This is a genomic window from Candidatus Poriferisodalis sp., from assembly GCF_965204125.1.
Classification (GTDB): Bacteria; Actinomycetota; Acidimicrobiia; order Acidimicrobiales; family Poriferisodalaceae; genus Poriferisodalis.
In genome coordinates, this window is the sequence record NZ_OZ241968.1 from 642,308 (window position 1) to 663,207 (window position 20,900).

The 20,900-nt window shown below is 67.4% G+C and carries 15 protein-coding genes; 2 read left to right on the top strand and 13 right to left on the bottom strand.

The features are described 5' to 3' along the window. Positions 1–24: 24 nt before the first annotated feature. From ACOGXD_RS03160 to ACOGXD_RS03220, 13 genes are all read right to left on the bottom strand, one after another. Complete coding sequence (locus tag ACOGXD_RS03160) at positions 25–1,452, bottom strand: phytoene desaturase family protein (protein ID WP_419916475.1); 1,428 nt, start codon at positions 1,450–1,452, stop codon at positions 25–27. Between the two features lie 4 nt (positions 1,453–1,456). After that, positions 1,457–3,331 carry a DUF3556 domain-containing protein gene (locus ACOGXD_RS03165; RefSeq protein WP_419916476.1) on the bottom strand — a complete coding sequence of 625 codons (1,875 nt, stop codon included), beginning with the start codon at positions 3,329–3,331 and terminating at the stop codon, positions 1,457–1,459. A 5-nt stretch (positions 3,332–3,336) separates the two neighbouring features. Then, positions 3,337–4,227, bottom strand: a complete 891-nt coding sequence (locus ACOGXD_RS03170; protein WP_419916477.1) for an ABC transporter ATP-binding protein — start codon at positions 4,225–4,227, stop codon at positions 3,337–3,339. Then, entirely contained in the window at positions 4,224–6,965 is a 2,742-nt protein-coding gene (locus ACOGXD_RS03175; RefSeq protein WP_419916478.1) for an ABC transporter permease subunit, read from the bottom strand. The genes ACOGXD_RS03170 and ACOGXD_RS03175 overlap by 4 nt, the downstream gene beginning before the upstream one ends. A 120-nt stretch (positions 6,966–7,085) precedes the next feature. Continuing rightward, entirely contained in the window at positions 7,086–8,411 is a 1,326-nt protein-coding gene (locus ACOGXD_RS03180; protein ID WP_419916479.1) for an ABC transporter substrate-binding protein, read from the bottom strand. A gap of 141 nt (positions 8,412–8,552) precedes the next feature. Beyond that, positions 8,553–8,675: a hypothetical protein gene (locus ACOGXD_RS03185; RefSeq protein WP_419916480.1), complete on the bottom strand. Its 123-nt coding sequence runs from the start codon at positions 8,673–8,675 to the stop codon at positions 8,553–8,555. A gap of 27 nt (positions 8,676–8,702) precedes the next feature. Further along, the gene (gene cobS, locus ACOGXD_RS03190) at positions 8,703–9,449 is read right to left on the bottom strand and encodes an adenosylcobinamide-GDP ribazoletransferase (RefSeq protein WP_419916481.1); all 747 of its coding nucleotides are present in this window, start codon (positions 9,447–9,449) and stop codon (positions 8,703–8,705) included. After that, entirely contained in the window at positions 9,446–10,510 is a 1,065-nt protein-coding gene (locus ACOGXD_RS03195) for a nicotinate-nucleotide--dimethylbenzimidazole phosphoribosyltransferase (RefSeq protein ID WP_419916482.1), read from the bottom strand. The genes cobS and ACOGXD_RS03195 overlap by 4 nt, the downstream gene beginning before the upstream one ends. Beyond that, positions 10,500–11,033 (bottom strand): bifunctional adenosylcobinamide kinase/adenosylcobinamide-phosphate guanylyltransferase, encoded by a 534-nt coding sequence (gene cobU / locus ACOGXD_RS03200; protein ID WP_419916483.1) that lies wholly within the window; start codon positions 11,031–11,033, stop codon positions 10,500–10,502. Before cobU ends, ACOGXD_RS03195 begins: the two co-directional genes overlap by 11 nt. 24 nt (positions 11,034–11,057) lie before the next feature. Then, positions 11,058–12,233 (bottom strand): DUF1015 family protein, encoded by a 1,176-nt coding sequence (locus ACOGXD_RS03205; protein ID WP_419916484.1) that lies wholly within the window; start codon positions 12,231–12,233, stop codon positions 11,058–11,060. A gap of 144 nt (positions 12,234–12,377) precedes the next feature. Further along, on the bottom strand, positions 12,378–13,574 hold the full coding sequence (locus ACOGXD_RS03210) for a CaiB/BaiF CoA transferase family protein (protein ID WP_419916485.1): 1,197 nt from the start codon (positions 13,572–13,574) through the stop codon (positions 12,378–12,380). Positions 13,575–13,614: 40 nt separating this feature from the next. Next, positions 13,615–14,850, bottom strand: coding sequence for an amidohydrolase family protein (locus ACOGXD_RS03215; protein ID WP_419916486.1), 1,236 nt, complete (start codon positions 14,848–14,850; stop codon positions 13,615–13,617). Positions 14,851–14,908: 58 nt separating this feature from the next. Further along, positions 14,909–16,483, bottom strand: a complete 1,575-nt coding sequence (locus tag ACOGXD_RS03220) for a class I adenylate-forming enzyme family protein (RefSeq protein WP_419916487.1) — start codon at positions 16,481–16,483, stop codon at positions 14,909–14,911. 172 nt (positions 16,484–16,655) lie between these two features. On the opposite strand from ACOGXD_RS03220, the gene ACOGXD_RS03225 reads away from it, so the two are divergent. Together ACOGXD_RS03225 and ACOGXD_RS03230 are read left to right on the top strand one after the other, a co-directional pair. Continuing rightward, a complete protein-coding gene (locus ACOGXD_RS03225) occupies positions 16,656–17,999 on the top strand; it encodes a serine hydrolase domain-containing protein (RefSeq protein WP_419916488.1) in 1,344 nt (447 codons plus the stop codon). An 87-nt stretch (positions 18,000–18,086) separates the two neighbouring features. Then, the gene (locus tag ACOGXD_RS03230; protein ID WP_419916489.1) at positions 18,087–20,759 is read left to right on the top strand and encodes a CaiB/BaiF CoA transferase family protein; all 2,673 of its coding nucleotides are present in this window, start codon (positions 18,087–18,089) and stop codon (positions 20,757–20,759) included. The last annotated feature ends 141 nt before the right edge of the window (positions 20,760–20,900 follow it).

Sequence of the window (20,900 nt, forward strand, 5' to 3'; positions counted from 1 at the left end):
AGGCCGAGGCTGCGGTTCAGCAGTTCATGACGGGCGGGAGTTTTCCAGCGCGGCCAGCGCTCGGGTCGCAGCGTTCAGGCCGCAGAGGCCGTGTGCTCCCGCCCCGGGCGGCGTCGACGCTGAGCACAGGTAGGTGCCCGGAATACCGGTGAAGTAGGGATCCTGGGCGAGTCGGGGCCTGAACAGGAGCTGGAGGGGCGACGACGCACCGCTCAGGATGTCGCCGCCGATGAAGTTCGGGTTGTAGACCGACATCTCGGTGGTGGAGCGCACCGCCGTTCCCACCACCCGCTCGGAGAATCCAGGAGCGAAGCGTTCGATCTGGGCGATGATCGCCTCGGTGGCGTCGCCGGTGTAGCCGTGCGGGACATGGGCGTAGGTCCACAGCGGGTGAACATTGCCGACTGAACGGACTGGATCGGCGCGGTACTGCTGGCCGACAAGGACGAAGGGTCGCTCTGGCATCTGGCCGCGGTGCACTGCGAGTTCGTTGGCGATCACTTCGGCTGCATCCCCGCCGAGGTGCACCGTGCCCGCGTCGCCCGCGGCCGGTGCCCGCCACGGCACGTCGCCCTCGATGGCGAAGTCGACCTTGAACGCGCCGGGGCCGTGATGGAACCGGCGGTAGGCACGGTCGATCCGGGGCGGCAACCGGTCGCCCAGGATGTCGGCCGCGATCGACGGTGACACGTCGAGCAGCAGCAGGTCGGTCGGCGGCAGTTCGGCTGCGGACCAGACGCGAACTCCGGTCTCGGTCCGGCCGCCGTGTGCGGTCAAGTCGGCAACGAGCGCATCCGCTATCGCCTGCGAACCGCCTTCGGCGACGACCCAGCCGTACTGGTGTCCCGCGGCCAGGATCATGAGGCCCACCGCGCTGGTCATGGGGCGGTCCAGGCGCCAGAACGCATGGGCTGCGACGCCCGCCCACAGAGCCCGAGCGGGCTCGTCGCGCCACAGGCGGCCCATGACGGTGGCGGGGGTCATCGCGGCCGCGCCGAACCGCGCCGTCAGCACCGGGTGACGGGGCAGCCGCAGCAACGGTTGGGTGATGTCTTCGAACAAGCTGTCGAGATCAGCCGTCAGTGCCCCGAACAGCCAGCGCCAGCGCGCTCCGTCGTCGCCAAGCCCGTCAGCCGTGTCGTCGATGGACTGGTAGAGGAGGCTGGCAGAACCGTCGTCGAGGGGATGCGCGCAATCGACGATTGGCGAGCGCCACCGCAGACCGAGCCGTTCGAGGTCGAGCGCGCGCAGGAACGGTGATGCTGCAGCTACGGGGTGCACAGCGGAGCACTGGTCGTGAATCAGGCCCGGCACGATGGCCTCGGCGCTGCGCGTGCCACCCCCGATGGTGTCTGCCGCCTCGAGCACCGTCACGTCCACGCCTGCTTGCGCCAAGTGGACCGCAGCGGCCAACCCATTCGGCCCGCTGCCGACGACAATCGCCGTCGTCACCGCATTAGCCGGTGTCGGCTGGGGGCATCACGACTCCGTCGGCCGTCTGGCGGGGGATCAGCCAGTTTCCGTCGTGATCGATGGACGGAACCTTGCGGGCATTGCCGGGATGCGGCACGCCCTGAGGCTCGTAACCCTCCTTCCGCCACGTCACCGTGTGCGGAATCGGACCGTCAGGCAGCCACGGCTGGGTGTTGTAGGCGTCGTCGTGGCGATACCAGCCCTTCTCGACCGTCCCCAGAGCTGCGTCGATCACCCGGTACTGCACGCGGTTGGTGTACGCCGGCCGCGACTCGGTGAACACGGCAATCACATCACCGGGCTCGTACTCGCAGCGCTCCTGCCACGCCGCGATCAGCCTCTCGTCCAAGCAGTGCCCGTCGCCGAAGTTCCACCCCGTCAGCACGTTGCTCAGGAACTCGCCCTCGCGCTGAATACGTTTGTCGAGATCGTCGACGTGGCACATCAGGCCCGAGATGTGCATGCGGCCCATCGGGTGCATCATGCGGAACGCCACCGCCTTCTGGATGAAGATCTCCGAGATCTCAGGGCCGAACAGCGGCTCGAGCTGGTCGATCTGGTTGTCGGCGGACTTCACGATCTTGTCGTTGATCCGGTCTTCCATCTCCTTGTTGCGAAGCGAGAACGTCGCCGCCGCCCAGTTGCCGGCGTACTGCTTCATGCCCACCAAGAAGCTCACGTACTGCGGGCGGAAGGCTCCGAGCACGATGGGCGACAGCGCCGCAACCAGCACCACGACCAGCAGCAGCGGCTCCATGTCCCACACCGCGTAGCCGTTCCCGGCGTGGAAGTTCGAAAACAGGAACGCTGAGCAGAAGATGAAGAACACGTTCCACTCGAGCGGAACCGCCAGCGGGAACGTCGAGATGATAAAGGTGTGCAGCATCCAGATGGACACGATGGCAATCCAGGTCGCCCATCCCCACGGAGAGAACAGCAGCACCAACGGCATGATGAGCTCGCACGTGGTGCCGCCGATGTGGGCCAGCAGGTGCGTCGTTCGAGCCGGCCGGATGTCGCGGGGATAGTCCTTGACGGTCGCTTTGCGGAATCGGTCCCATACCACCCACGGCGTGTTCTGCACCATGATCGACACCGTCGAAGAGAACCCGTGCTGCAGCTTCGAGAAGCCGGCGCCCATCCAGATGATGACGATGAAGACCTTGGCGGCGATGATCATGTCGACGAAGTTGCTGAACAGCGAGAAGCACAGCAGCGTGGGCACGTACTGCTCGGCCCGTGACGACAGGAAGATGATCTTGTCGCGCATGGCCATCAGCAAGATCAAGCCGCAGTAGATCAGCGTCGCCCACTGCGGCAAGATGCCGGTGCGGCCATCGGGCAGCCCGTCCACCTGCTCCGGCGACAGCACCAGCAGCAGGATCAGGCTGGCCAGGATCAGCTTGTACAGCCCGGTGTCCCACGGTGTGCGCCGATTGCCCTTGGTGAATGGCACATGGTTGGGGTACGGCGGCACACGCAGCGTGTCGTTCTGCCACCAGTAGAGGATTCCGCCGATGGGCGGGTCGAAGTGGAACGCCAGCGGTCCGCAGGTGGCCGCCAGACCCGTGATCTCGAGCAGGATCGTCCAGATCATCAGCTTCTGGTAGAGGATCGGCTCGTCCCACCAGCCGCCGATGTCGTTGAACTCGAGTCCGGCGGTGAACGCGCCGGCCACGATCAGCCCGAACAGCGCATACAGGAAGATCTTCCACGCGTAGAACGTTCCGGTTTGCTTGGGCGTCCCGAAGCCGTGCTCGACCCAGTGCAGCTGCAGCAGCTTCATCCGTTCGAAGAACGGAATCTTCGCAAACTCGTCGAGATCGACATCGGGCAGCTCAGCGGTGCGATACCCCATGGTGATTACCTCTTTCGGCGGACCATCGCCGCGTGTCGTCGTTGTCGTTCGCGTTCGAAATAGAAGTCGTCTTCAGCGGCGGTGCGGGTCGAGGCAAGCTTGCCGGACAGCCGTGTCAGCTCGCGCTCGCGCACCCGCAAGCGCCTCCAAGCCTTCCTCTTGTTCTTGCGCCGCAAGCGCTCGATGTGGTCTTCCTCGGTCTCGGACGTGCCAGCCAGGTACGTCTCCTCGATTTCGTCGAGGCGGCTGAGGGCTTCGGCAGCCGGCAGTTCCAGCAGGATCTGGCCGCGGGCCATCAGGTACATCCGATCGGAGACTTCCAGCGCCTTGCGGGCATGCTGCTCGACGATCAAGGCGCCGGTGCCCGTGGTGTCGGCCACCTTGCGGACCGCTCCCAGCAGCCGATCGACAATGATCGGCGCCAGCCCGAGCGACAACTCGTCGGCCAGCAGAATCGACGGTTGACGGCTGAGCGCCCGTGCCAGCGCAAGCATCTGCTGCTCGCCGCCCGAGAGCATGCCGCCTCGCACGCCCAGCCGAGGCTCGAGCTCGGGGAACAGTTCCAGCGCTGCTTCCACCGAACCGCCGCCCACTCGCAGATTGTCCCGAGCCGACAGCTTGGTGAACACCAGGCGCTCCTCGGTCACCAGCCCGATTCCCCCTCGCCGGATGCGCTGGTACATGGGCGTGAAGGTCGGCGTGTTGCCGAACATCACGATTCCGTCGACGGGCGTCAGCTCACCGGCGATGGTCAGCAGCGTGGTGGTCTTGCCGGCGCCATTGGGCCCGAGCAGGCAGACCACCTCGCCCTGGTGGACCTTCAGGTTCACTCCTTGGACGACTGCCCGGTTGAGGTACCCGCACTTGAGGCTTCGCGTCTGCAGCAGCGGCCTCATGCGCCACCTCCCGCAGCTTGCGTCGTACGGCGTTCAAGTTCGCTGTCGTGCTCGTCGGCCTCGGTTCCCAGGTAGGCGGCCACAACCGCTGGGTCGAGACGAATCTCCTCGGGGCTCCCGACTGCGATCTTGTTGCCGAAGTCCAGCACCACCACCTCGTCGCACACTTCGTTGACGAAGTTCATGTCGTGCTCGACAACCAGCACTGCCATGCCCCAGTCCTGGGCCAGGCGGCGAACCACCTCGGCCAGCTCTTCGCTCTCGGCGGTGCTCAGGCCGGCGGCCGGCTCATCGAGCAGCAGCACGCTCGGGTGCATCGCAACCGCCCGGGCAATCGCCAGCAGCCGGTGCTTTCCGTACGAGAGGTCCTTCACGTCGCGGTGCAAGTCGCCGTCGAGCTGGAACTCGATGATCGCCCGCACGACCTCAGGCGGGAACGGGGGGCTCGCCGGCGCCACCAGATCGCGCAGGTACGACCGCATGTCTTGAGGGTCCGCGGCAACGCTGATGTTCTCGAACACCGTCGCATCCTCGAACAGCTCGAGCGTCTGGAACGAACGGGCAATGCCGGTGCGGGCACGCTTGGAGGGCGCCATGCGCGAGATGTCCTCGCCGTCGAGCACCACGCGACCCTCCGCCGGTGCGAAGCCGCACACGGCGTCAATGAGCGACGTCTTGCCGGCGCCGTTCGGGCCGATCAGCCCCGTGATGGTGCCCGGAGTGAGGTTGAAGCTGACATCGTTGACCGCGACGACGGCCCCGTAGCGCACGGTCATGTTCTCGATGCTCAGCACGCGAGCCGGCACCTGTGACTGTTCGCTCTCGGAGGCGTTGGGGTCGGAGACGTCTTCCAGCTCGATGAAGTATGAGCGGCCCCACTTGCGGGCTCGCTTCACCAGCCGGAAGATCTTCACCCACTCGGCGGCGACACCGTCCTTGTAACCGAGGACCATGAGCAAGATGGCGATGCCGCTGATGAGCTGGGTCCAGCGGCCCACCCCATCCCACGTCGATTCGAGCACTTCCTGGCTGAAGGCTGCGGTGGCCATGGTGGCGCCCACGAATGCACCGAGCAGGTGACCGACGCCGCCCACGATCGCCAGGCCCACAAACAGGATCGACGTGAGGTTGGTAAACGATGTGTAGCTGACCGAGGTCAGCCGGAATGCCAGCACGATCCCGCCCAGCGCCGCAATCGCCGAGCTCAGCGAGAAGGCGAACAGCTTCGCCTTGGGCACGTCGATGCCGAGCGCCGTAGCGGCCCGCTCGTTGGTCCGAATGGCGAGCAGGCGCCGTCCGCTGCGCCCACGACGCACGTTCGACACCACCCACACCGCCAACAGCGCCATTGCCAGTACGAAGAGGCCGTATCGCTCCGGGTAGCGAATGGAGCCGATGTCGAGGCCGAACAGCTCAGGGCTGCCGACCTGAGTGCCTTGCACGCCGCCGGTGTATTCGCGGTTGCGGAAGAGCATCAGCTCGATGGTGGTGCCGAGTCCCAACGTGACAATTGCCAGATTGATCCCGCGGGTTCGCGCAGCCGGCAAGGCGAAGATGAATCCCAGCGGCACCGCGGCCAATACCCCCACCACCAGTGCCAACAGGAACGGGATGTCGAACACCGCAACGAGGCGTCCTGACACGTACGCGCCGAAGCCGGCGATCGTGTACTGCGCCAGCGACAGCTGGCCCGCGTAGCCAGTCAGCAGCACGATCGACAGCAGCACGATCGAAACGCCCATCGTGACCGTCAGGGCGTCGATCCACTTGGCCTGCTTGGTGAGCATCAGGAACGCCACCGTGCCGATGCCGAAGATCGTCCAGTCCCACGACATCCGTCCGTTGCCGATCATCGGCAGCTCGCGCAGGAAGTAGTCCCGCAGCGGCAGCGACCGGCCCTTGAACACCAGCACAGCCACAATCACGAGGAAGGGCAGCGACGGCCCCAGCCCTTGCTGGTCCACATAGCGGCCCACGAGTGTCTGGCCGACGCCCAACGCCAGACCGGCGGCGGTGGCGATGGGGAACGACCGGAAGTCGCCGACCAGCGCCGCGGCCAAGGCCGCGAGCACCAGCGATGTCATGGCCGTGACCTGCAACGTGATGATGGGCACCACCAAGATGCCCGCAACAGCAGCGATGGCCGAGCCCAGCGCCCAGTTCTGTATGGCGATCGCATTGGGCGACAGGCCGATGGCCGAGGCGGCTCGCTCGCTCTCGGACACTGCCTCGGTGGCGAGGCCGAAGTGGCTGCGGCGATACATCGACCACAGCACCACGGCGAATACGCACGCCACTCCGAACAGGATCAGCCGGTCGACGGTGATCGCAACCTCGCCCCACAGCGTCACCCGGTTGGTGGGCAGCCAACTGGACACCTGACGTGCATTGGAGCCGTACCGGATGACCACGCCGGCCTGGATCAAGATGAGCACGCCGAGGGTCGCGATGACGCGGATCAGCGTGCTGGCGCGTCGCAGCGGCCGCATGATCACCCAGTGCGTCAGGGCGCCGAGCAGCGCTGACAGGGCGACGCCGGTCAGCGCGGAGGGCAGGAACGGCCAGCCGGCCCGGTTCTGCAGCTCCCACTGCAGGAACACACCCGCAATTGCGGTGGCGCCGAGGGAGAAGTTGAGAACTCCGGTGCCGCGGTAGACGACGATCAGGCCTTGGGAGGCCAGTGCGTACAGGGCACCGACCCCGAAACCCAGCAGAGCGAAGCGGATGACCTCGTCCAATGGTGCTCCCGTCGCAGCGGCGCTAGGCCGGCTCGCGCCGACGCCGGGATGGCTGGTGATCGCTCACTCGGGCCACCCCGGCACGGGCGCCAGTACTCAGATGACTGATTCAGATGACGGTCAGCCGGCGTTGCCGGTGGCCAGGTCGCCGACGTCTTCGAACTCGGTGGTCAGCGGCACGACCTTGCCGTTCTCGAGCTTGCTGAACACGACGCTGCGGTTGAACAGGCGCTGGAATCCCGGGAGACCATCGGTCCACTCCTGGGTGAAGTCGAGCACCGGAACCATGCCGCCGAGATCGAGGTTGTCGGTGGCCGATGCAGCCTCGAAGAACGAGGTCGCGTTGATTTCGCCATCGATGGTCTCGGCGATCAGGGTGAAGGCGGCGAACGCCGCCCACGTACCCATGCCGCCCAAGCTGTTGTAGTCGTGCTCGGTGGTGTCCCAGCCGCCTTCTTCGAGGGCCAGCCGGTACTCGTCCCACGGCGCGGTGGAGATGTCGGGGTACATGCCGCCGATGATGTCGCCGTCGGTGGACTCCTCGTTGCCGGCGGCGGAGATCTCGTTCAGGTTGCCCTGCGGGCCGTACTGGCGAGCGTCGGTGCCCGACTGGGTCCACGCCGTGTTCCAGGTGATGTACGGCGTCTCGGAGACGATGCCGATCACGCAGTCGGCGTCGGTCGTCGCCTGGGCGACCTCTGAGGAGTAGTCCTGCGCTGTCGGCGGCAGGATGATGATGTCGCCGAAGCTCTGGCCGAGGGCTGCTATCGCGTTCTCCATCGGCGGCAGGAAGATCTGGGCGCCGTCGATGATCACGGCGTTGATCGCCTGGCACCCGTCGTCGATGGCTCGTTTGATGATGCCGACGGCGTACATGGGCTGATTGCCGATGGGGAACGAGTGCGGGCTGGTCAGCTCAGACGGCGTGATCGGGCAGCAGGGGCCGAACCAGGTGATGTCAGACTCGGCGATCACCGGCACGATGCTCTCCGCGAAGAACGTGAACGAGCCGACGACCGAGACCATGTTCTCCTCGACGGCTTCGCGGGCACATGCCGCAGCCACCGCAGGGTCGAACATCTCGTCGCAGACGGTGACCTCCAGCGGCCGGCCGCCGATGCCGCCCCGTGCGTTGATGTAGTCGGCGTAGGCCATCGCGGTGTTCGCAATGTTGTGATACGTCGGACCCGCCGCGTTGAGGGTGGTCACGGTCATGACCTTGATGGGCTCGCCGCTCGGCGCCGCGTCAGCAGGCGCTTGCGTCGTCTCGGGGGCTGCTGCTTCGGTGGTTGCGGGCGCGGGTTCGGTTGCACTCGCTCCGTCGTCGTCACCGTCGTCGCCGCCGCACGCAGCAGCGATCAGTGCGAAGACGGCGAGCAGTGCCGCCACCGTCCGCCACGCTCGCCGCCTCGAATGGCGCGTCACAGCACGTTCACTGGTCGTCATGTAGTTCCCCTCCCTAGGGACACGGCAGGTCCGATGGCGAGCTGAAACGACCGCCGCCTGCCAAGTCGGTCATTCAAGCACAGCCGTCGACCGGCTGCCGAGGGCTCAGACGCTCGATATGGACGGCAATGCGCACAGGTTCTAGGCGATCGCGAACACGATGATCGCGACGATGAACACGATGGTCAGCGCCAGTATGGCCATCGCAGCAAATCCGTCGCGATGCGTTCTGTCCTCTGCTGATGGTTCGGTCGGTCTGCGCATCCGCTGTCTGCTCTTTCGGACCGGACTCTAGGTCCAGAACCAGCCGAAGTCGTCGAGCAGCCGCGACACCGCCACCAGCGCGGCCATCTGGCTGACCTGTGCGGTCGCACCCAGAACGTCGCCGGTCATGCCGCCGAACCGGCGGTAGCCGATCAGCCCGACCACCACTGCCCCGCCTGCGGCCGCGCCGACAGCGAACACGCCCACCGGCCCGAGTGCGAACGCGGCGCCGTAGCTGATCAGCAGCGAGAGCGCGCAGGGCAGACCCCGCAGATGCGCGGTGTAGGAACGACCCAGACCTGAGCCGGCGGCTGCCGATGTCGAGGCCATTGCTGCAACCGCGAGCGCACGGCCGACCCCGTGTGCGAGAACCATGGCAATCACGGCGTCGCGCGATGCCAGCGGCATGACGGCGAAGATCTGCACCAGAGTCACCAGCACGAGCGCCAGCGTTCCGAACGTCCCGAGGCGGGAGTCCTTCATGATCTCGCGGCGCTCCTCGGGCGTCGTGCCACCGAGGGCGTCTGCGGTGTCGGCCAGGCCGTCCTCGTGGAAGGCACCGGTGACCACGACACCGGTGGCGACGGCCAGGATCGCAGCGAGCGGGGCACCTAGCGGCTGCCACACAGCCCAGAACACGGCTCCGCTCAAGGCGCCCACGATTGCTCCGACGAGCGGGAACCACGGGACGCTGCGGCCTAGGTCGCGTTCGGTCGGCGGGTGCGCTCCTCCGGGGAGCCGGGTCAGGAAGGCCCACGCATAACGCAGGCTCACGCCAGACCCCACTCGGCGAAGGTGGCCACGTCGGTGACCGCCGCAGCGGCGATCTGCACGATCGGCACGGCGACAAGCGCACCGGTGCCCTCCCCCAGCCGCAGATCCAAGCGCACGAGCGGCTCCAGCCCGAGCTTGCGCAGGAGCTCTTGATGGCCCGGCTCGGCGGAGCAATGCCCGGCGATGCAGTGGTCAAGACTGCCCGGCGCAGCCAGTGCCAGCGGCGCCGCGGCGGCCGTTCCGATGAAGCCGTCGAGGATCACGGGAATCGAGCGATGCCGCGCCGCCAACACCGCCCCGGCGATGGCCGCGAGCTCACGCCCGCCTGCTCGGCGCAGCGCTTCCAGCGGGGCAACGCTGCCGACCCGATCCAGCACATCGCGCACCACAGCCCGCTTGTGATCGAGCGCTCCTGCCTGCACCCCGGTTCCCGGCCCCGTCCATCGTGCTGCAACCTCATCCGACGACATCGCGTCGTCGGCGAACAGCAGTCCGCACAGGGCAGCCGCGGCCGTGGTGTTGCCGATCCCCAATTCCCCCAGCACCAGCAGGTCGGCCTGGTCTTCAGTGACAGCGCGGTCCACAGCAAGCACGCCTGCGTTGACAGCAGCGTCGAACTCGTCGGCGCTCATCGCGTCGTGCGTGCGGATATTGCCCGTCGGCATGCCCACGCCGACGTCGTCGCACCGCACCACCGCCCCGACTTGGCGGGCAACGGCCGTCACCGTGGCAACACCGCTGTCGACGGCGGCCACCATGGCAGCGGTCACGTCGGCGGGGTAGGCGCTCACGCCCTCGGCGGCGACTCCATGGTCGGCGGCAAAGACGAGCACCGCCGGCCGTTCGACTGTGGGCTCCGGCGTGCGCTGCCAGCCGGCGAGCCATGCGGCGACCTGATCGAGCCGTTCGAACGCACCTGCGGGACGCAGCACCTGCGAGGCCCGTTCAGCCACGGCCTGCTGGGCAACCTCACGAGGATCCGGCAGATCCTCAAGCATCCGTTCCAGCAGGCTGCCGTCGCCTGAGCTTGCGCGTGAATGAGGCAGGGTCTCAGGCGCCATTGCTGGGATCCTGCAGTTCCAGCAGACGGCCGGCCACGACCAGATACGCCCGGTTGGCCGATGCGAAGATGGCCTGGTTCGCCGACCCGAGCACATCCCGGTACGTCCTTCCCAGAGGCGTGGCCGGAACGACTCCCGAGCCGACCTCATTGGTGACAACGATGGAGGTGCCCGTGCGCTCTCGCAGACGCTCACCCAAATCGCCGGCCTCGGCGATGATCGAGCGAGCGCAAGCGGCGCCCTGGGCCAGCATCCGGTTCGAGACCCACATGGACAGGCAATCGATGACAACGGTCGCCCCAGCGTCGACCTGCTCCACAGCCTGCGCCAGGTGGATGGGCGACTCGATCGTCGTCCACGTCGCAGGCCGATCGGCCCTGTGTCTCTCGATGCGTTCGGCCATCTCATCGTCACCGGCCTCGGCCGTGGCAATGAACGTCACCGGTGCACCGGTCGATGTCGCGGCCTTCAGCGCCGCCGTGGACTTCCCGCTGCGAGCACCCCCGGTGAACGCGATCAGCATGAGCGAGTCAGCATCAGAAGCGGATCAGCAGCGAACCAGCAGCAACCCGGAGCGAGCCTTGGGCAGGAAGTAGGTGGTCTTCGGCGGCATGACACCGCCGAAGTCTGCAACTTCGAATACCGAATCGAGCGGCACCGGCGCCAGCAGGATTGTGACGGGCGCTGGGGCGGCTTCCACGGTCGTGGGCCGGTAAGTGAGCCTCGGATCCGAAGCACTCTCCACGCCGAAGATGTCGCCCAGTATGAATTCGTGAACGAATGCGGCATCCAGCCGGGTGGCCGGGTTCTGGACGGGAGATGTGTCGTCGGCGGGTCCGGCGTGGCGCGGACGTGCGCGAAACCAGTGGCCTGCCACGCCCACGCCGACCCATCCCGGCGCCCCCGGGCGCGCTGCTGCCGCGTCGGCCACCTCTTCGACATCGCAGCGGGCTCTCATCAATTCCATGACGCGCCTGGGCATCATGTCGAGTTCGTTCAGTTCGCGGTCGAAGCTGCCGAGGTGCAGCTCGTCGGTGGGTGCGCACGCCACGAGCACGTGTGAGAAGCCGGCCTGCCTGGCGGCCGCGACGCGATGGTGCCCGTCCACGATGTACAGCGGGCCGTCGAGGCCGACGCTGGCACCCTCGCCACCCCCGACAACGGCCGGCCACAGCGTGACCCGCGCACCGTCAGCGGTCTTGGTGTCGAGCAGCGGCTCGAGCGGTGTGGACGCCCCGGCTGCAGCAAGGGTGGCCTCGATGACGTCGGACACCATCGTCAGCCGCGGCGCGGTCACGACCACGGGGCTCGACATGCGGCCGACCTCGGTGAAGTGCACGGCCAAGCCGTGCACCCGGCCCGGCTGGGTGTCCTCGTGCGGTCGCAGCTCATGGGAGGCGAGGCGCACGCCGCCCAGCAATGCGTGCTGCGCGTGGCCGTCAGCCTCCACGCACTGCACGTACAGGCCTGGCTCCCGGGCGCCACCGAACACGCCCAGACCGATGAGCCGGTCGAGTGCCTGGGTGCTGCGTGTGGCGTGCTGCCGGTGCTCGCTGGGGTGGCCGAAGCTCTCCGGCGGCAGTCCGGCCACATGGGCGAAGGAGTCGGGATTGTCGGCGAGGTGCTGGGCGTGCTCGTCGGGGGTGAGCGAGTCATACGGCGCGGGGATCACCGTCGGCGCCCATTCGGGCGTCAACACACGAGCGCTGACCGGCTCGATCATCCGCTCTCCCTCCCCGCCGCCCCATCTCGCGCACCCGGAATGTCGAACCCCGCCCTGATGAGCCCTGGGAGCGCGGCGACGCGGCGGATCGAAGTTATCTCACGTCCAGCAGCAGGTTCGACGCGCGCGCCCCGAGCTCAGCCTCTAGGGGATCACGCCCGCCTGCTTCAGCCGCTCGATGTCATCCCAGTCGTAGCCGTGCTCGAGCAGGATCAGCTCGGTGTGCTGGCCGAGCTCGGGCGGCGGTCCGCCAGGAGCCCATGCAGTCTCGGAGAAATCCACCGGTGTCGCGACCATCTCGGTTGTACGGCCATCAGGCGTCGGCACCGTCACCCAGCAGCCCGCCGCGTGGGCCTGCGGGTCAGACCGCATCTCCAGCGTGGACTGCACGGGGGCCCACCAGACGTCGTTTGCATCGAAGATCTCACCCCACTCGGCGCGTGTGCGCGTGGCCATGACGGCGTCCATCTCCGCAGTGAGGGCAGCTGTGTTCTCGAGGCGGAGCACGATGTCGGCAAAGCGGGAATCGTCCTCCCATTCGGGCCGATCCAGTGCGCGCACCACATGCGGCCAATGTCGGTCGCCTTCGAGGCCCAGCATCCAGAGCCACGCGCCGTCACGGCAGCGGTAGCAGTTGATGAGCGGGTTGGGCGGGCTGTCTCGGCCCCAGGCCTCGGTCTCGTCACCCGTCATGGCAGTGATGTTGTGGTCCCAGCCCAGCAGGTAGGTGCCCAGGCGCAGCAGCGACGACTCCACGAGCTGTCCTTTGCCGGTGCTGGTGCGGTGGAACAGCGCGGCCGCAACCCCGGCCGCCGCCGCAAGCCCGGTCATGTGGTCGCCCATGCCGCCGCGCTGGTACGGCAGGTCGCCATCTTCGGGTGTCAACGACCGGACGATCCCCGCCCGAGACCAGAACGCACCCACGTCGTAGGTCTGGCGGTCGCGTTCATCGCCCCGCAGCGAGAGTCCCGTGACGCTGGCGTAGATCAGGCGCGGGTAGCGCTGCGCGAGCGACGGGTAGTCGAGGCCCATGCGTTCGAGCCCGCCGGGCCGGATATTGGACAGGAAGACATCGGCGTCAGCCAGCAGTGAGTGCAGGGCGGCGAGCCCTTCCGGCTGCCGCAGGTCGAGAGCGATGCTGCGCTTGCCGCGGTTGTCCAGGTCGAACGGCGGGTTGCCATCGCCCTGAAACAGCCAGCCCAGCGAACGGAACGGATCGCCGTCGGGCGTTTCCACCTTGAGTACGTCGGCACCCCAGTCGGCCAGGATCCCGCCGCAGGCAGGCCCGGCGATCCACACGCCCAGCTCGACGACGCGGATGCCCTCCATCGGCCCGGCCATGGGTCCTCCCCCTGCTCGCAGCGGCGATGCGGCAGGGTACTCAACGGTCTGCGCCGCCTCCCATACACAGTCGGCGAGCGGTCTCGGCGTCGATGCGTTCGGAGGGCGCGAGGTCTCGGTCCGTAGCCGCTGCTATCCACTCGGCGGGATCGGGGGGAACCGTCGGAGCATCGGAGGACAGCGTGACGCAGATGCCGCGACGCAGCAGGCTGGCCAGGGGCCACAGCCATGCCTGTTCTGTCGGCGAGAGCTGTTCTCGGTACTTCTGCGCACGCCGGGTCACGAAGCTGGGCTGGGTCACGACCTTGATGCCGAGGCGGGCGATGCGGTCGAGCTGTTCGGGCAGCGCAAGCGCGCAATGCTCTATGCGGTCGGGCTCAGTGCGGTCGGGCCCGATGGGGGCGGCTTCGCTTGTTGACGTCCCGTTCGGCAGCGGCGGATGTGCCTCCAAGGCTTCGAGGGTGACTTGCAGCGTGTCGATATCCATGACGTGGACTGCGACCGGAAAACGATGAGCGCGCGCCATCGACACCAAGTCGGCGATCGCGGTGTCGTCATCGTGCGGCGGCATCACCTTGGCGTGTCCGATGCGCACGCTCCCGGGTCCGACCTTCGCCGTCTCGGCACTCTGCACCGTCGTCCCGAACCCCCGACCGCCGAGCGATGCGAGCCGGTCTGCGCCCACCATCGCCGTAATCGACACCGACGGCACGGCCGCGGCTGCGTCCGCGAGCAACTCCAGCGCCTCGAGATCGTTGGTATGCGTCGCGTCGGTGCATGCGGTGATGCCCGCTGAGGCCAGGTCAGTCAGCACCTCGGTGACACCCGCCACCGTCGCGCTGCGATCATGCCGGGGCACCGCAGCCAGCAGATCCTGGCGCTCGACGAGCACGTCGCCAAACGTCAGGCCCAATGCTCGGCCCGCGGCCGTGTTCACCACCGCCACGTGACCGGTGACGTGGTGGAGCACGGTCGGAACATCGTGCGTGACAGCGTCGAGTTCAGCGGCGGTCGGGTGGCGACGCTCAGCGAGCAATGCATCGTCGTAACCCCAAACCCGGAGCCACCGACGCGAATCGCCGCCGCCGCTTTCGGCGCTGTCCTGGCGGCCTGGCGGCAGTGTCGGCACAGCAGAACCGCGCACGGCATGCCCGATGACGTCCAGCAGCTCGCCCACCGATGCCGCGGCCTGGACGTTCACCGATCGGCGTGCGGCGGCACACGCCAACAGATGCAGGTGATCGTCCTGATACCCCAGCGCCGGGGCGGTGTTCACGGCTGCGCTTGCGATCCCGGCGAGCCCAGCGGTGCCGCGCCGAGCCTCGGGACCGGCCTCAGATGCCCAGCTCGTCGAGCATCGGGATGAGATCGCGGCGCAGCAGCTTGCCAGTAGAGGTGCGCGGCAGCTCGTCCATGAGGTGAACGAACTCCGGCCGCTTGAACGGCGCTAGCCGCTCTCGGGCATGCGCAACCAGATCGTCGCCGGACGTGGCAGCCTCGGGGCGGACCACGGCGGCGGCGGCCACGCGTTCACCCCATTCCTCGCTGGGCAGGCCCACCACGGCGGCTTCGAGCACGTCTGGATGGTCGTACAGGACGGCCTCGACTTCATCGGGCAGCACGTTCTCGCCGCCCCTGATGATCATGTCGCCGGTGCGACCGTGGAGGAACAGGTAGTCGTCATCGTCGAGGTAGCCGAGGTCGCCAGTGTGCACCCAGCCCTCGTCGTCGATGGTGACCCGGGTTTTCTCGTCCTGGCCCCAGTAGCCGTCCATCGCCCGGTCGGTCCACAGCTGCACCTCGCCGATCACGCCCGGCCCGACTGGCTCGCCGCTGTCTGCGTCCACGATCCGCACCTGCACGTCTTCGAGCACTTGGCCCACCGACGAGAGCCGGTGCATCTTGCGTTCCTTCTCTTCGTCAGTGCCCTCGATGCGGTGGTCGTCGGGATCGAGGACCGCCACCGTCGAGGTCGTCTCGGTCTGCCCGTAGGCGCCTGCGAATGCGACGTGAAGCGGGAACTCGTCGATCGCGTGGCGGATCACCGACGGCGGCATGGGTGCAGCGCCGTAGGTGACGGCTTCGAGGCTGCCGAACGCGTCCGGCGAGAAGTTCGGCGCATGCAGCACCCGAGCCAGCATGGTGGGCACCAGGAAGGCGTGGGTGACGCTGTGGCGTTGGATGCATTCGATCCATGAATCGGCCTGGAATTGCGGCAGCAGCACCACCACGCGCCCGCTGTAGAGCGCGTTCAGCATCGAGGTCAGCCCGGCGATGTGGTACAGCGGCGCCGCAACCGCCATCCGGCCCATGTCCTCGCCCGTGGCGGCGTCGTTGGTGCCCATGACGTACCCGGTGATCGCGCCGTTCGTCAGCTTGACGCCCTTGGGCATCGCCGTCGTGCCGCTGGTGTAAAGCAATGTGCACAGGCCGTCGAACTCGACATCGGCAGGCACCGGCAGCTCGAAGGACTCGTCGCGGGCGGCCGCGTATGAGTCCGGGTTATCGAGCACGTAGATGTGCTCGAGATCTGCTGGCTTGTTCTCGTTGATGAGGTCGAGATAGCGCGATTCGGTGAACAGCACGTCGATGCCGCTGTCGCTGAGCAGGTGCGCCGTCTCTTCCTGACCGGCCCGGAAGTTCATCGGTACGACCGACGCACCGGCGAATGCCGTACCGAAGATCGCCTCGACGCACTCCACGCTGTTGGTGGCGAAGATGCCGACACGATCACCGGCCTCGACGCCAAGCGTGGTCAGCAGGCCGGCCGTGCGGGCCACGTTGTCGAGGAGTTCCTGGTAGGTGACCTCGCGAGCAGTGCCGCCGCCGGTTTCCGTCGAGGTATCGATCAGGATGACCTGATCGCCGGCGATGGTCGCCGGCATGAAGAGCAGCATTCCGAGATTCACGTCGACCCCCTACGGCCCGCTTGTGCAGATGTCGCGGCAGATACTCGCAAAAGTCACTGCCCGCGCGCCAACGAAGCAGCGACACAGTCTGCCCATCGGGGCGGCCATTGACTCGCCGGCCATCTCGCACCTCATGGCTTCGCCTCTCGGTTCAGCCACTTACGCTGCCTGCATGAAGCGACTCGCATCCGCCTTGCTGGGCCTGGTTCTGCTGACGGCGGCCTGCAGCGGCACCGACGAAGCCGTGCCGGAATCCCCGGCCAGCACTGTCGTGTCGCCCACGACGAGCGAAGCGGCGGCGGCCACCACTGCCGCGCCGACGACAACTGCAGCGCCGCCGGCTACCACCGTTGCGCCATCGACGACCGCCGCGCAGCAGGACGAGCCGGATGGCGAGGCCGCCGACGGCGAGCCGCTCGATCCGCTCGACGCCGCAATCGGGGACTGGATGGAGCGCACCGGCGCCCCCGGCCTCGTGCTGGCCATTACGCAAGGCGGTGCCGAACCCATGACCTTTGCGTGGGGTGTGAGCGATATCGCTACTGACACCCCCCTGACCGTGAACCACCACGTGCGCATCGGCTCGGTCACCAAGTCGGTCACCGCTGCTGTCGTGCTGCAGCTCGTCGCCGCAGGCCTGGTTGAGCTCGACGCGCCGGTTGCGCAGTACCTGGGCGACGACTGGGCACCGGGATACGAACACGCCGCCGCGGTCACTGTGCGTGACCTGCTGGGGCACACCTCGGGGTTCGTCGAGTACGCGTTCGACGTCAGCTTCTACCAACTCGCAGCGCCCCGGTTGGCCGAGCAGATCTCACCCGAGGAGATCTTGGAGTTCGCTTCCCAGTACGGACCCGTCGCTGAGCTGGGCACCGAATTCCACTACAACACCACCGGCTACGTCGCTGCGGGGCTGCTCATCGAAGCAGTGACCGGCAACGCGGCAGCCGCAGAACTGCGGGCTCGCGTGTTCGAACCGCTCGGCCTTGAGCACACGTACCTGACGCCGGACGAGTTCCCGCCCGAGCCCACCGCGAACGGGTACGTCGGCGGGACAATCGGCTACCTGATGGGGCCGCTGCTGGGGCTCACCCCCGACAACCAGATCACTCACAACGACGCCATCTTCGTGGACATCGGCACCGTGCCGAGCGACTTCGCCCGATCCGCCGGATGGACCGGCGGCGGCATCGAAGCGCAGATCGGCGACGTGGCGCTGCTGATACGAGGACTCTTCGCGACCGGCATCCTCGATGATGACCAGGTCGCTCTCATGACGACGGGTCACCCAGATCCTGCCAACAGCTACGGCCTGGGCATCTCGACCGACGAGATTCTCGGCCTGACGATCTACACCCACGGTGGCGGTGTGCCGGGCTTTCGCACCATCGCTGCCTACGCGCCCGCGTTCGACCTCGGCGTCGCGCTGACGACCAACCTGCTGGGTCTCGAGGGTGACGACGATGTTGGGGGTCTGCTGGAAGCGCTCGCGCCGATCCTGGCTGCAATGAACTGAGGGGGCGACAGGGCCGCGAGCCTCTCGAAGCGATCGGCCATACTTTCCCCGTCCGACCGGTCCTCGGAGCCGGGCAAGGGGGCAGCAGTGAGTCAGTTGTTGGCCGGCATCCGGGTGCTGGAGCTCGCATCGGGAATCTCGGGCCCGTACCTGGGGAAGCTCTTCGCCGACCACGGCGCCGACGTCATCAAGGCGGAGCCTCCCGGCGGGGACCCGTCCCGCCGTCATGGACCGTGGGGCGAAGCTGCAACGACGCCGCACGGTGCTGACAGCCTGGAGCAGTCGCCGCTCTTCCTGCACCTGAACACCAACAAGCGCAGCGTGATCGCCGACATCGCCTGCGATGCGCCCAGCGCAGACGACGTCGAGTTGATCAGGGCCCTGGCAGCGAGCTCAGACGTCGTGATCGAAGCCTTCCCGCCAGGCCATCTGGACCGCGTCGGCCTTGGCTATGAGGTCCTGCGCAGTCTGCGGCCGGGCATCGTGCTCACGTCGATCACACCGTTCGGACAGACCGGTCCCTATGCCGAGGCCGGTTATCGCGGCAGCGACATCGTCACGTATGCCATGGGCGGCCCCATGTGGGGCACCGGCATCAACGAACGCGAGCCGGTCAAGCTGAGTGGCGACGTCACGACCTATCAGGTCGGCAATCTCGCGGCGGTGCCGACACTGGCGGCGCTCATGATGAGCCAGCGGACGGGACGGTCCACGCACATCGACGTCTCAGCCTTCGAAGCCCAGGCAGGCACGATTGACCGCCGCGCCTCATACCTGCTCTATGAGGCATATACCGGTTCGGATGTCGGGCGCGAGGCTCGGCAGCCTCAGCGGGCGTCTCCGGTTGGCTTCTATCCCACCGCAAACGGATGGGCGTTGGTATTCACGTTGCCGTCGTGGGCGCCGCGCATGGTGAAGACACTCATCGATGCCGGTCTGGGAGGCGATGAAGGCAGCGGCGACTCGCTGGCCGAGCGTTTCGCCAATCCGGCATGGATCGCTGATCCGGACCTGCCCGACATCGTCGAGACCTCGCTGTTCATGTGGCTGGCGGGGCACACCCAGGACACGGTGGCAGCCGCGGCACAAGTCAACAAGTGGGGCGTCACACCGCTGAACGCACCCCTCGATCTGCTCGACGATCCGCACTTCGCAGCTCGTGGCTTCTTCGTGCCGGTCGAGCACGCGGCAGCTGGCACCGTCACCCAGCTCGACGCGCCGTTTCGGATACATGCGGCACCCCAAGCCGATCCTGCGGTGTCCGAACGTGTCGCTCCGCGCCCGGCGCCGTTGCTGGGCGAACACGATGCCGACGTTCGGGCCGGCATCGCCGAATCGACGCCCCCCGAAACCGCCGGCGGCGACGATCGCGCAGCGGACGCTGCGACGGCGAAGCCGCCGGCTCGACTGCCGCTCGAAGGCATACGCGTCCTGGACTTGACAGTGGTCTGGGCGGGACCCGCCTGCACCATGTATCTGGGGGATCTCGGCGCACAGGTCATCAGGGTGGACAATCCGTTCGTGTTCCCGACAGCCACCCGGGGACTGATGCCCCGCCCGCCCCGGGAGATCAACCCCGAACTCGGACCGCTGTCTGGTTACCCCGATCACGACCCGGGGCGCCGGCCCTGGAACCGCCAGAACCTCTTCAGCGCACATGCTCGCGGAAAGCTCAGCTGCACCCTCGATCCCCGGACCGAGCTCGGGCGCGCCATGCTGCATCGCCTGCTGCGCGAGTGCGACGTGATCGTTGAGAACAATTCGCTGGGCGTGCTGCCAAAGCTGGGTCTCGACTGGGAGACGGTGCACGCCGTCAACCCCCGCACCATCGTGCTGCGGATGCCGCCGATGGGACTCGAAGGTCCGTATGCCGACTGGGTCGGATTCGGCGCCAATTTCGAGTCACTGTGCGGGTTGACCGGGCTGCGCGGGTACGCCGACGAGGATCCCACCAGCCTCACCTCGGTCTTCCACATGGATCCCGCGAGTGCTGCGACCGCGGCGTTCGCCTTGCTCGCAGTGCTTCGACGCCGCGACGGCATCGACGGAACTGGCGGCACCGGCAGAGGCGAACTGATCGAGTTCTCCCAGTCGGAGAACGTCATGCAGCACATCGGCGAGTACTTCATCGACGCCGCGGCCTCCCGAACCCGCCATCAACCCGTCGGCAACCGCTCGATCGCTCGTGCCCCGCAAGGCTGCTATCGCTGCGCTGTGGACCCCGCCCGGCCTGATCGCGACGACGAGTGGGCGGTCATCGCGTGTGAGACAGATGACGACTGGCAGTCGTTGGCCCGGCTGATCGATCAGGACCTCGCCGACACCGCTGCACCGCTGGCCGACGACGACCGGCTCGCGACGCTGAGCGGGCGCTTGGAACACCATGCCGACATCGACGTGCGCATCAGCGCCTGGACCGCAACCCGCACCTCCGCTGAGGTGTTCCACCGATGCCAGCAGGCAGGTGTGCCCGCCGGCCCGGTGCTGCGAGAGTCGCAGCTGCGAGCCGACCCGCAAATGGGCGACCGAGCGTGGTTCCGCGAGAACGGCTCCGTCGAGCAGGGCTGGCACAGCTTCCCCGGACGGCAATGGCGCTGGGACGGCCCCGAGATGCCGTGGCGGCCCATCGGCATCCTCGGCGACGCCAACGAGTACGTGTACCGCGACTTGCTGGGCCTCGACGAGGCCGAATGGCAGGCGTTGTGCGACGAGGGCCACATCACCCGCGACTACCTGAACCCTGACGGCACCTCGATGTAGCCGCGCAGCCCGGGCCCGAGCGGCCCGTGAGCGCAGCGAACAAGAGCGGGGAGCGCAGACGCCCCTGATGGGGACTGCGCTGCACAGATAGATTGCCCGCATGGCAACTGATACGGGAACCGAAGCCGCCGAGATCGAGTT

Excerpts from the sequence above, each read along its gene's own strand:
- ACOGXD_RS03225 (WP_419916488.1), top strand. The coding sequence starts at position 16,656 with ATGAAGCGACTCGCATCCGCCTTGCTGGGCCTGGTTCTGCTGACGGCG.
- ACOGXD_RS03170 (WP_419916477.1), bottom strand. The coding sequence starts at position 4,227 with ATGAGGCCGCTGCTGCAGACGCGAAGCCTCAAGTGCGGGTACCTCAAC.
- ACOGXD_RS03165 (WP_419916476.1), bottom strand. The coding sequence starts at position 3,331 with ATGGGGTATCGCACCGCTGAGCTGCCCGATGTCGATCTCGACGAGTTT.
- cobU (WP_419916483.1), bottom strand. The coding sequence starts at position 11,033 with ATGCTGATCGCGTTCACCGGGGGTGCTCGCAGCGGGAAGTCCACGGCG.
- ACOGXD_RS03205 (WP_419916484.1), bottom strand. The coding sequence starts at position 12,233 with ATGATCGAGCCGGTCAGCGCTCGTGTGTTGACGCCCGAATGGGCGCCG.
- ACOGXD_RS03185 (WP_419916480.1), bottom strand. The coding sequence starts at position 8,675 with ATGCGCAGACCGACCGAACCATCAGCAGAGGACAGAACGCATCGCGAC.
- ACOGXD_RS03210 (WP_419916485.1), bottom strand. The coding sequence starts at position 13,574 with ATGGCCGGGCCGATGGAGGGCATCCGCGTCGTCGAGCTGGGCGTGTGG.
- ACOGXD_RS03180 (WP_419916479.1), bottom strand. The coding sequence starts at position 8,411 with ATGACGACCAGTGAACGTGCTGTGACGCGCCATTCGAGGCGGCGAGCG.
- ACOGXD_RS03195 (WP_419916482.1), bottom strand. The coding sequence starts at position 10,510 with ATGGCGCCTGAGACCCTGCCTCATTCACGCGCAAGCTCAGGCGACGGC.